The 10,447-nt window shown below is 59.9% G+C and carries 12 protein-coding genes and 1 pseudogene; 6 read left to right on the top strand and 7 right to left on the bottom strand.

Annotated features, from left to right (window positions below; translation table 11 throughout):
* From D8U69_RS21365 to D8U69_RS21335, 7 genes and pseudogenes are all read right to left on the bottom strand, one after another.
* A pseudogene (locus tag D8U69_RS21365) lies at window positions 1-173 on the bottom strand (amino acid permease); the annotation flags it as partial.
* Window positions 174-736: 563 nt separating this feature from the next.
* On the bottom strand, window positions 737-1,012 hold the full coding sequence (locus D8U69_RS21360; RefSeq protein ID WP_130908075.1) for a hypothetical protein: 276 nt from the start codon (window positions 1,010-1,012) through the stop codon (window positions 737-739).
* 32 nt (window positions 1,013-1,044) lie between these two features.
* Window positions 1,045-2,265, bottom strand: coding sequence for a 23S rRNA pseudouridine(2605) synthase RluB (gene rluB, locus D8U69_RS21355; RefSeq protein ID WP_056853048.1), 1,221 nt, complete (start codon window positions 2,263-2,265; stop codon window positions 1,045-1,047).
* A gap of 262 nt (window positions 2,266-2,527) precedes the next feature.
* Entirely contained in the window at window positions 2,528-3,499 is a 972-nt protein-coding gene (gene scpB, locus D8U69_RS21350; RefSeq protein ID WP_130908074.1) for an SMC-Scp complex subunit ScpB, read from the bottom strand.
* Window positions 3,500-3,510: 11 nt separating this feature from the next.
* Complete coding sequence (locus tag D8U69_RS21345; RefSeq protein ID WP_177336555.1) at window positions 3,511-4,209, bottom strand: ScpA family protein; 699 nt, start codon at window positions 4,207-4,209, stop codon at window positions 3,511-3,513.
* Window positions 4,210-4,329: 120 nt separating this feature from the next.
* Window positions 4,330-4,959 carry an L-threonylcarbamoyladenylate synthase gene (locus D8U69_RS21340; protein WP_130903464.1) on the bottom strand — a complete coding sequence of 210 codons (630 nt, stop codon included), beginning with the start codon at window positions 4,957-4,959 and terminating at the stop codon, window positions 4,330-4,332.
* A gap of 13 nt (window positions 4,960-4,972) precedes the next feature.
* Window positions 4,973-5,836 (bottom strand): PHP domain-containing protein, encoded by an 864-nt coding sequence (locus tag D8U69_RS21335; protein WP_056853052.1) that lies wholly within the window; start codon window positions 5,834-5,836, stop codon window positions 4,973-4,975.
* An 87-nt stretch (window positions 5,837-5,923) separates the two neighbouring features.
* Between D8U69_RS21335 and D8U69_RS21330 the strand changes: the two genes are divergently transcribed.
* The 6 genes from D8U69_RS21330 (at window position 5,924) to D8U69_RS21305 (ending at window position 10,223) form a co-directional block, all read left to right on the top strand.
* Window positions 5,924-6,520 carry a septation protein A gene (locus D8U69_RS21330; RefSeq protein WP_130908073.1) on the top strand — a complete coding sequence of 199 codons (597 nt, stop codon included), beginning with the start codon at window positions 5,924-5,926 and terminating at the stop codon, window positions 6,518-6,520.
* A 1-nt stretch (window position 6,521) separates the two neighbouring features.
* Entirely contained in the window at window positions 6,522-6,821 is a 300-nt protein-coding gene (locus D8U69_RS21325; protein WP_056853054.1) for a YciI family protein, read from the top strand.
* 110 nt (window positions 6,822-6,931) lie between these two features.
* The gene (locus tag D8U69_RS21320) at window positions 6,932-7,345 is read left to right on the top strand and encodes a translation initiation factor 2 (protein WP_130908072.1); all 414 of its coding nucleotides are present in this window, start codon (window positions 6,932-6,934) and stop codon (window positions 7,343-7,345) included.
* Between the two features lie 7 nt (window positions 7,346-7,352).
* Complete coding sequence (locus tag D8U69_RS21315) at window positions 7,353-8,030, top strand: response regulator transcription factor (protein WP_056853056.1); 678 nt, start codon at window positions 7,353-7,355, stop codon at window positions 8,028-8,030.
* Between the two features lie 229 nt (window positions 8,031-8,259).
* Entirely contained in the window at window positions 8,260-8,709 is a 450-nt protein-coding gene (locus D8U69_RS21310; protein ID WP_130903463.1) for an LTXXQ domain protein, read from the top strand.
* 176 nt (window positions 8,710-8,885) lie between these two features.
* Window positions 8,886-10,223: a HAMP domain-containing sensor histidine kinase gene (locus tag D8U69_RS21305; RefSeq protein ID WP_056853058.1), complete on the top strand. Its 1,338-nt coding sequence runs from the start codon at window positions 8,886-8,888 to the stop codon at window positions 10,221-10,223.
* The last annotated feature ends 224 nt before the right edge of the window (window positions 10,224-10,447 follow it).

The raw sequence follows: 10,447 nt of genomic DNA, 5'->3' as shown, positions 1-10,447 counted from the left end.
ATGAAGCCGCAGATGGCGTAGCCGAGGATCATCGACGGACCGGCGGACTTCAGTACCCCGGCCGAGCCGAGGAACAAACCGGTACCAATCGCACCACCGAGGGCGATCAGTTGAATATGGCGATTTTTCAGGCCGCGTTTCAGCTCGCCTGAATGCGAGTTTTGTCCACTCATGAAAAGGGTCTCACGCAAGGTTTGATGATGTTCAGAAGACGTTGCTGCTCAGCAAAGGCGTTAAGCGGCACCGATCAAACCCCAGCGCAGGCACCAGGAGTTCAGCGTATTTACAACGGTCATGCGTCACCTGTTTGTTTTTATCTGTGACGAAATCGAACCCGACACGCTCGTGACGCGGCGGAGTGAACAAGGCGGATAGCCTTGAGGTTTGCGCAGATGCGCAGGAGGTCACAGGTAAAACGCGCGCATTGTACACCGCTAACCCCCTGCTGCCAGACCCGCTGGACAAGCGTGTCTATGGCCGGGATTGCCCGTGTCCGTCCCGAACGAGTCGGACGGCTGCAAATAAAGGATCAGACCCTTGCGGATCAGCGACAGGGACGAATAACCAAACGCCCCTTGCGGAGAAATGAAAACGGATTGCGGCGTTCATTGCGCCTCCTTTTTGTTATGCACCTGCACGACAGGCATGGCGCGCATCTGACCCTGCATGGCGTATTGAAACAAGCGGGCTAGAGCGGTGAAAGATGGATGCGAGGCAATGGCGCGTAAGAATTTTCTTACGAAACCAAGGGGAAGGCGATTTCATGGGGTTTACCCGTTGATTTCGTCATGAAATCTTTACAGGCTGTAATTTTGGCTTTCCACCTTGGGCAACTCTGTGCTGCATATGGCGCCATCGCGGGCAAGCCCACAGGGATCTGTGTTTTATTCACTGTTTTGTACCCGGCATAGAACGCTGTGGGAGTGGGCTTGCCCGCGATGAGGCCTTCAAAAACAGCACAGACATAAAGCCGGACGAAAAAAAACGCCAACCCGAAGGTTGGCGTTTTCACATGCAGCTTGTCGCCTGAAGCTTACCGCTGCTTCACTCCGGCTTGCGACGACCGAAGCCCGGGCGCTGACCCGAACCCGCTGGTGCACCACGGCGCTTGCCCGACGGCGTATCACCGTCGACCAGCTTGATCCCCGGACGCTTCGGCGCAGGCTTGGCCGGGCGCTTGGTGTCGGCCGGGCGATCCGCTACCGGCGTACCACGACCTTCGCCACGCTCGGTACGGCCATTGGCCGGACGCGGCGTACGCGGGCCGCGCTCACCGTCCTGACGGGCAGCAGGCTTGCGACCTGGGCGCTCGCCTTCGATCTGCGGCTCACGGCTTGCACGTGGTGCGGCAGGTGCAGCGGCCGCGCCAGTGGCTGGACGCAAAGTCCGCACGCGCTCGGTCTTGGCCATCGGCCGCGACGATTTACGCTGCATCCGGTCAAGCTTGTCTTTGCTCTTGGCGTTCATCTGCGGCATTGCGACCGGCGTCAGGCCAACCTCGGCACTCAAAATGTCGACTTCGTACTGGCTCATTTCGCGCCAGCGACCCATCGGCAGGTCGGAGTTGAGGAACACCGGGCCGAAACGCACGCGCTTCAGACGGCTGACCACCAGGCCCTGGGATTCCCACAGACGACGAACTTCACGGTTACGACCTTCCATTACCACGCAGTGATACCAGTGGTTGAAACCTTCACCACCGGGTGCCTGCTTGATATCGGTGAACTTGGCCGGGCCGTCCTCAAGGACAACGCCAGCCTTCAGGCGCTCGATCATCTCGTCGTCGACTTCGCCACGCACACGTACCGCGTATTCACGGTCCATTTCGTAGGAAGGGTGCATCAGGCGGTTGGCCAGCTCACCGTCGGTGGTAAACATCAGCAGACCGGTGGTGTTGATGTCCAGACGACCGATGTTGATCCAGCGGCCCTCTTTAGGGCGCGGCATCTTGTCGAACACGGTTGGGCGGCCTTCCGGGTCGACACGGGTGCAGATCTCGCCATCGGGCTTGTTGTACATGATCACGCGGCGGACCGACTCGGCAGCCTCTTCGCGCTTGATCACCTTGCCATCGATGGTGATGGCGTCGTGCATGTCGACACGCTGACCAAGGGTGGCGTCTTTGCCGTTGACCTTGATACGGCCGTGGCTGATCCAGGCTTCCACGTCACGGCGCGAGCCGACGCCGATACGGGCGAGGACTTTCTGCAGTTTTTCGCCTGCTGGGCCGATTTCCTGGTCGTCTTTCTGGTCTTTGATACTCATCTGGGCACCTCCCGGTGTGTTCTGAAAACTGGGTACTCGGGCGAAGGGATCGCCGAAGGGTCGCGAATCATACGCGCATGCGGGCGTTTGCGCATCAGAGACTAGCCGATCGATGGTGACTTACTTAATTTTCCGCCGACCGGTGACCTCGATGGTTGCAAACCTTCTGTAGGAGCCGGCTTGCTGGCGATGGCATCACCACGGTGCATCGGAGGAATAGCGGTGATGCGATCGCCAGCAAGCCGGCTCCTACAGGGTTGTGTCAGTCTTCGAATTGGCGGCGTTCGGCTTCGATAGCTTCAGCGAGCGCCAGGGCTTCGGCTTCTTCGTCGCTCAGTTCAGGCTCGGGTTTCGGCTGTTCCAGTGCGGCAACGGCCGCCAGGAGTTTTTCCCGGGCCTCGGCAACGCCGAGAATGTCGTCTTCCTGCTCGGGTTCAATTTCCGGCTCAGGTTCGATCTGCAAAACTTCTGTTTCGGGCTCGATGTCCGGCTGCTCCGAATCCAACTCAGGCGCCACGCCATCTCGCAACAAATCGTCGAAATCGGTCTTGATCCCCTCTTCCATGCTGTCCAGTTCCAGCAACAGCGTGTGGAAACTGGTTTCCTCCTTCGGCTCTTCCGGCTCGGCGCTGGCGTCTGCCAATTCCTGCAACGCCGCCGGAACAGGCGCGTCGTCGAAATCGAGCACCGGGTCGGGCTCCAGTTCGCGCAACTCCGCCAGCGGCGGCAGATCGTCGAGGTTTTTCAGGTTGAAGTGATCGAGAAACGCCTTGGTGGTGGCGAACATCGCCGGTTTGCCCGGCACATCGCGGTAACCGACAATACGAATCCACTCGCGCTCCATCAGCGTCTTGACGATCTGGCTGTTGACCGCCACCCCCCGCACATCTTCAATTTCGCCCCGGGTGATCGGCTGTCGATAGGCGATCAGGGCGATGGTTTCGAGCATGGCCCGCGAATAGCGCTGCGGTCGTTCCTCCCACAAGCGACCGACCCACGGCGAAAACTTCTCGCGGATTTGCAGACGATAGCCGGAAGCGACTTCTTTCAACTCGTACGCCCGGCCATCGCAAGACTTGCCGAGAAGGGTCAGGGCTTTCTTGAAAACCGCCGGCTCCGGCCGTTCGCCCTCTTCGAAAAGTTCGAACAGACGGTCCAGGGATTGCGGCTTTCCCGAGGCCAACAGAAAGGCTTCAAGCAATGGCGCCAGCTCGCGGGGTTCACTCAGGTTCATGATTAAACTCGTTATTCGGCTCGGGCTCGGACATGGATCGCGGCGAACGGCTCATTCTGCACCAACTCGACCAAGGATTCCTTGACCAGTTCGAGGACGGCCATGAACGTCACGACAACCCCCAGGCGCCCTTCTTCAGCGGTGAACAGCTCGACGAACGGCACGAAACCGCCGCCTTTGAGCCGTTCCAGTACATCGCTCATGCGTTCGCGGGTCGACAGTGCCTCGCGGCTGACCTGATGGCTTTCGAACATGTCGCCGCGGCGTAACACTTCCGCCATCGACATCAACAACTCTGACAAGCGCACATCCGGCAACAACTTGCGCGCCCGTGCCTCCGGGGCGTCGAGCTTGGGCACCAGCACATCGCGACCCACACGACTCAGGCCGTCGATGCCTTCGGCCGCAGCCTTGAAACGCTCGTACTCCTGCAAGCGGCGGATCAGTTCGGCACGCGGATCCTCTTCCTCTTCCTCGACGGTTTCAGCCCGCGGCAGCAGCATTCGCGACTTGATCTCGGCCAGCATCGCGGCCATCACCAGATATTCGGCGGCCAGTTCCAGGCGCACCGACTGCATCAGTTCGACATAACCCATGTACTGGCGGGTGATTTCCGCCACCGGGATGTCGAGGATGTTGATGTTCTGTTTGCGGATCAGGTACAGCAACAGGTCGAGCGGGCCTTCGAAGGCTTCGAGAAAGACTTCCAGCGCATCCGGCGGGATGTACAGGTCCAGCGGCATTTCCATGACCGCCTGGCCATAGACCATGGCGAAGGGCAGCTCTTGCTGGGCTCCGGCCTGACTGTCGACGGGTTCTACTGCAGACATCTACGCCTCGGCCATGAACGGCGTTGGATCGCCGCAACCGACGCGGATCACTTCCGGTTCGCCATCGGCGAGGTTGATCACCGTGGAGGCCTTGATTCCGCCGAAACCGCCGTCGATGATCAGGTCGACCTGATGCTCGAGCAATTGGCGCATTTCATAAGGATCAAACATCGGGTCAGTTTCACCGGGCATGATCAGGCTCACGCTCATCAGCGGCTCGCCGAGTTGGTCCAGCAACGCCAAGGCGATCGGATGGCTCGGCACCCGCAGGCCGATGGTGCGTTTTTTCGGGTGCAGCAACAGCCGCGGGACTTCACGGGTGGCGTTGAGAATGAAGGTGTACGGCCCCGGCAGATGAGCCTTGAGAATGCGGAAAGTGCCGGTATCGATCTTGGCGAACAGGCCCAGTTGCGACAGGTCGCTGCAGATCAATGCGAAGTTGTGCTTGTCGTCCAGGCCACGCAAACGGCGCACACGCTCCACGGCGACCTTGTCGCCGATCTGGCAACCGATGGCGTAGGAGGAGTCCGTGGGATAAATCACCACCCCGCCGCTACGGATGATCTCGACAGCCTGTTTGATCAGGCGCGCTTGCGGGTTTTCCGGATGAATCTGGAAAAATTGACTCACATTCTCTACCTGTTCAGACGGCGGCAATAACTGGGTCATGTTTGAATCGGCACCACAGGGGTGGCAGATCCTCCGGGAGCGGGCGGTACTCACCGATTTCCGACCACCCGCCCGGGCCATGGAAATCACTGCCGGCGCTGACCAGCAGACCGAACTCGCGAGCCAGGATGGCCAGACTGCCCACTTGCTCGGCGGGCTGATAGCCATTGACCACTTCGATCGCGTGGCCGCCTGCTTGAATATAGTCGGCAATCAGGCGACGACGCTTGCTGCGAGTGAACTCGTAATGCCAAGGATGCGCCAGACTGACCCAGGCCTTGGCCGCGCGCAGGGTTTCGACGGTGTCTTCAAGGGTCGGCCAGTGTTGCTTGACGTCGCCCAGCTTGCCGGCACCCAGCCATTTGCGGAACGCTTCGGCGCGATCCTTTACAAAACCTTCGCGGACCATCCAGTCGGCAAAATGCGGCCGGGCCGGAGCGTTGCCACTGTCGCCCAGCTCCTGCTGGATCTGCCGGGCGCCTTCCAGCGCCCCCGGCATGCCTTTCAACGCCAGTTTGCGACTTATTTCTTCGGACCGTAGCCAGCGGCCATCGTGCAATTTGGCAATCGCCTCGACCAATGGCGCGGCATGGACGTCGAAACCGTAGCCCAGCACATGAATGGTCGCCCCGCCCCAGGTGCAGGACAATTCGATGCCATTGACCAGTTGCATTCCCAGCGCATCCGCCGCTTCGCGGGCCTCGGCGATGCCTTCAAGGGTATCGTGATCGGTCAAGGCCAGGACTCGCACGCCTTTCTCGAATGCACGCGCAACCAGTACCGCAGGCGCCAGGGCGCCATCGGAGGCCGTGCTATGGCAGTGCAAATCAACATTCACAGGGCTTTGTAACCTCAAATCAGCTGGCGCTATCGCGCGCCCATATGTTTGTTATTATGCCGCCACATCCTGCTTCTGGCTGCCACTGTGAAACAATTCATCGATTTCATCCCGCTCCTGCTGTTTTTCATCGTCTTCAAAATCGATCCACGGGTCGTCGACATCGCCGGCCATGAGGTAACTGTAGGCGGTATTTACAGCGCTACCGCGATGCTGATCATCAGTTCGCTGGTGGTCTACGGCGCGCTGTTCATCAAACAGCGCAAGCTGGAGAAGAGCCAGTGGCTGACCCTCGTCGCCTGTCTGGTCTTCGGCAGCCTGACCCTGGCCTTCCACAGCGAAACCTTCCTCAAATGGAAGGCGCCGGTGGTCAACTGGCTGTTCGCCCTGGGCTTCATCGGCAGCCACTTCATCGGTGACCGCCTGCTGATCAAACGCATCATGGGCCACGCGCTGACGTTGCCGGAACCTGTCTGGACGCGCCTGAACATCGCCTGGATCGTGTTTTTCCTGTTTTGCGGTGCCGCCAACCTGTTCGTCGCGTTCACCTTCCAGAGCTACTGGGTCGACTTCAAAGTCTTCGGCAGCCTGGGCATGACGTTGCTGTTCCTGGTCGCTCAGGGCATTTACCTGTCCCGCCACCTGCACGACGCCGATACCACCACGCCAAAAACCGAGGACTGACATGCTTTACGCAATCATTGCCACAGACGTCGCCAACTCCCTGGAAGCCCGCCTGGCCGCACGGCCTGCGCACCTTGAGCGTCTGCAAGTGCTCAAGGGTGAAGGTCGCATCGTTCTGGCCGGTCCACATCCGGCTGTCGACAGCAATGATCCGGGCGCAGCGGGTTTCACCGGCAGCCTGATCGTCGCCGAATTCGATTCGCTGAGCGCCGCACAAGCCTGGGCCGATGCCGATCCGTACATCGCCGCAGGCGTCTACGCCAGCGTTCTGGTCAAACCGTTCAAGCAAGTCCTGCCGTAACGCCTCCCTCACGCGGTGAACCTTATCGGTTCATCGCGTTCTCAAGCGCTCATTATTCCCGTTTGCCGGCCGACAACTTCCCAATACTCGTATTGGAATCAGGAGTCGCGATGCGCAAAGGTCCGTTGTGTCTGTTGTTGGTCACGTTGTCGATCATGGCCCCCGCCCACGGTGAGGAAAGCTCCGAGGGTGGCAATTCGACGCCTTTGTCCCTGAGCGCCGGCAGCCAGATCAACGAGTTGCAGCAACGCTTGAAAGAAAGCGAACGGCAACGGGAAGAACTGAGCAAACAATTGCAGAATGCCGATGGCGAACGCGAAAGCGCCCAGCTGACCCGGTTGCGCCAGGAGAACCAGCGCCTGAAGCTGCAACTCAAGGAGGCCCAGGCCGGCAGCGTGTTGCCGCGTTTGCTGACCGATCAGCAACAGTGGTTCGTCATTGGCGCCGGGGTAGCGCTATTGGCCCTGCTCTGCGGTATCTTCGCCAGTGGTGCACGGCGAAAACGTCGACAATGGCTAAATTGAGTGAGTCATGAGCGAACTGTTATTAATTGATGATGATCAGGAGCTGTGTGAGCTTCTGAGCAGTTGGCTGAGTCAGGAAGGCTTTCAGGTTCGCGCCTGCCACGATGGCCAGAGCGCCCGTCGTGCGCTGGCTGAAACCTCTCCGGCGGCCGTGGTTCTGGATGTGATGCTGCCGGACGGCAGCGGCCTGGAACTGCTCAAGCAGTTACGCAGCGATCACCCGGATCTGCCGGTGCTGATGCTCTCGGCCCGCGGCGAACCCCTGGATCGCATCCTGGGTCTGGAACTGGGTGCCGATGATTACCTGGCCAAACCGTGCGACCCGCGTGAGCTGACCGCCCGGCTGCGCGCCGTGTTGCGTCGCAGCCATCCGGCCGCGGTGTCCAGCCAATTGGAACTGGGCGACTTGTGTTTCAGCCCGGTACGCGGTGTGGTCAGCATCGATGAAAAGGAACTGACCCTGACGGTTTCCGAAAGCCGTCTGCTCGAAGCCCTGCTCAAGCAGCCCGGCGAGCCACTGGACAAACAGGAACTGGCGCAAATCGCCCTCGGCCGCAAGCTGACCCTGTATGACCGCAGCCTGGACATGCACGTCAGCAACCTGCGCAAGAAAATCGGCCCGCACCCCGATGGGCGTCCGCGCATCGTGGCCCTGCGTAGCCGCGGCTATTACTACAGTCTCTGAACCCAACCCGATTGACTGTGGGAACTGGCTTGCCTGCTATGGGCCTTGAGCCATGCGTCGAAAACAATGACGCCATCGCTGGCAACCGGTTCCCACAGGGTTTTGTTTTGTCAGGAAGGTAGAAAACCATCTTTACCCAAGCCTTACACTCCGCTGACTGCCGCTGACCTTGATCTGCGTAATCTGTACTCATCCGGAACGTACCGGGAATGAGACAAGGAGATTCACCATGCGCAAGACCCTAATCGCCCTGATGTTCGCTGCCGCCCTGCCCACCGTCGCCATGGCCATGCCTGAAGGTCACGGCACGATGGATGGGCCGATGGATAGCCCGCGCCACGGCGGCCAGATGCACGGGATGCACGGTAAAGGCCCCTACAGCCAACTGGACCTGAGCCGCGAACAGCGTGAGCAGATCCGCAAGATCATGGGCGAGCAGATGCATGAGCGTAAGCAACTGGTCGACAAATACCTGGAGAAACTGTCGCCAGCCGACCAGAAAGCCATGAAGGACGAAATGGCCGCCAACCACAAAAAAGCGGAGGCTGATGTCCGCGCCTTGCTGAAACCGGATCAGCAGAAGAAATTCGACGAAATCCAGAAAAAGCAAGCTGAGCGTCGCGCCGAATGGGCTGAATTCAAGGCCTGGAAAGCGCAACAACCGCAAAAAGCGCAATAATGCGTTAACCCGGACCCAACGGCTGAACACCGTTGGGTCTGATGTTGTTGATTTCCATGTAGGAGTGAGCCTGCTCGCGATAACGAAGTGTCAGTTGATACAACTATTGACTCACACACCGTTATCGCGAGCAGGCTCACTCCTACAATGACTTGTGTCTGGTTCGAGGATTTTCTGTGCGTTCATTGTTCTGGCGGATCCTGGCCAGCTTCTGGCTGGCCATCGCTCTGGTTGCAGGGCTTTCCATTCTGCTCGGGCACATGCTCAACCAGGATGCCTGGATCCTCAGCCGCCACCCGGGTCTCAACACCCTGGCGCAAGAGTGGACGCAAATATACGAATCTCAAGGTGAGGACGCAGCACAAGACCTCCTGCAGGAACGCAAGCGCCATTATCACATCGACGTTCAGGTGCTCAACGAAAGTGGCGACCCTGTGGTTCGCGGCACCTTCCCGCGCCGCGCGGCAGCCTTCGAAGCACGGCAGAACAACGATGACCGCCGCCTGCCCTGGCGTCGTCTGACCGACGAATACACCAGCGAAAAAACCGGCGATACCTACCTGCTGATCTACCGCATCCCCCATCCGGAACTCGATGCCTGGCACCGCGAGAGCCTGCTCTGGCCATTGAGTGCGCTAGGGATCGCGCTGGTGGTGCTGACCCTGTTCAGCCTGTTCGTGACCCTCTCCATCACCCGCCCGCTCAGCCGTTTGCGCGGCGCCGTGCATGATCTGGGGCAAACCACCTATCAGCAGAACAGCCTGGTCAAGCTGGCCAATCGCCGCGATGAGTTCGGGGTGCTGGCCAACGACTTCAACCGCATGGGCGCACGCCTGCAAAGCCTGATCAGCAGTCAGCGGCAATTGCTGCGTGACGTGTCCCACGAATTGCGCTCCCCCCTCGCCCGCCTGCGCATAGCGCTGGCATTGGCCGAACGGGCCACGCCTGAAGAACGGGAAAAGCTCTGGCCGCGCCTGACCCGTGAGTGCGACCGGCTCGAAGCACTGATCAGCGAGATTCTGGTATTGGCGCGAGTCGATGCCGATAACGCCAGCGCCGAAGAGGTGGATCTCAATGCGCTGCTCAATGCCTTGCAAAAAGATGCTCAACTGGGCTCACCTGACCAACTCGTGCATCTGGAAGCCGAACCACAATTGAATCTCACCGGCTGGCCGACCATGATCGAGCGCGCCGTGGACAACCTGTTGCGCAACGCCCAGCGTTTCAATCCCCCAGGGGGGCTGCCGATTGAAATGCAGGCGCTACGTCATGGCGAGAAAATTGTCGTGACCGTGCGCGATCATGGGCCGGGGGTAAACACCGAACACTTGAATCAGCTCGGTGAGCCGTTCTATCGGGCACCCGGGCAGACAGCGCCCGGGCATGGCCTGGGTCTGGCCATCGCCCGGCGTGCGGCGGAGCGGCATGGCGGGAGCCTGGTGCTGGCCAATCATCCTGAGGGGGGATTCATTGCCAGCCTGGAATTTCCGCTGGTGCCAGGGGCCGTCGCCTGAGTGATGATCGTTCCTACGCTCTGCGTGGGAATGCCTCAAGTCACGCTCCGCGTTCCAATGGGACGCAGAGCGTCCCGGGCTGTATTCCCACGCAGAGCGTGGGAACGATCTTTAACCGGCTGGCCAGGCGCTAACGAACTAGGCCAGATCGACCTTGATGATCGTTCCTACGCTCTGCGTGGGAATGCCTCAAGGGACGCTCCGCGTTCCAATGGGACGCAGAG

This window comes from Pseudomonas sp. Sample_16 (genome assembly GCF_004307665.1).
In the GTDB taxonomy this organism is placed as follows: Bacteria; Pseudomonadota; Gammaproteobacteria; order Pseudomonadales; family Pseudomonadaceae; genus Aquipseudomonas.
The sequence above is the reverse complement of the archived record's forward strand: the minus strand, read 5'-3'. Positions and strand labels throughout refer to the sequence as shown.

What these genes read in the sequence shown, in the direction of transcription:
- rluB (WP_056853048.1), bottom strand. Translation starts at nt 2,265, where the DNA reads ATGAGTATCAAAGACCAGAAAGACGACCAGGAAATCGGCCCAGCAGGC.
- scpB (WP_130908074.1), bottom strand. Translation starts at nt 3,499, where the DNA reads ATGAACCTGAGTGAACCCCGCGAGCTGGCGCCATTGCTTGAAGCCTTT.
- D8U69_RS21325 (WP_056853054.1), top strand. Translation starts at nt 6,522, where the DNA reads ATGCTTTACGCAATCATTGCCACAGACGTCGCCAACTCCCTGGAAGCC.
- D8U69_RS21320 (WP_130908072.1), top strand. Translation starts at nt 6,932, where the DNA reads ATGCGCAAAGGTCCGTTGTGTCTGTTGTTGGTCACGTTGTCGATCATG.
- D8U69_RS21315 (WP_056853056.1), top strand. Translation starts at nt 7,353, where the DNA reads ATGAGCGAACTGTTATTAATTGATGATGATCAGGAGCTGTGTGAGCTT.
- D8U69_RS21310 (WP_130903463.1), top strand. Translation starts at nt 8,260, where the DNA reads ATGCGCAAGACCCTAATCGCCCTGATGTTCGCTGCCGCCCTGCCCACC.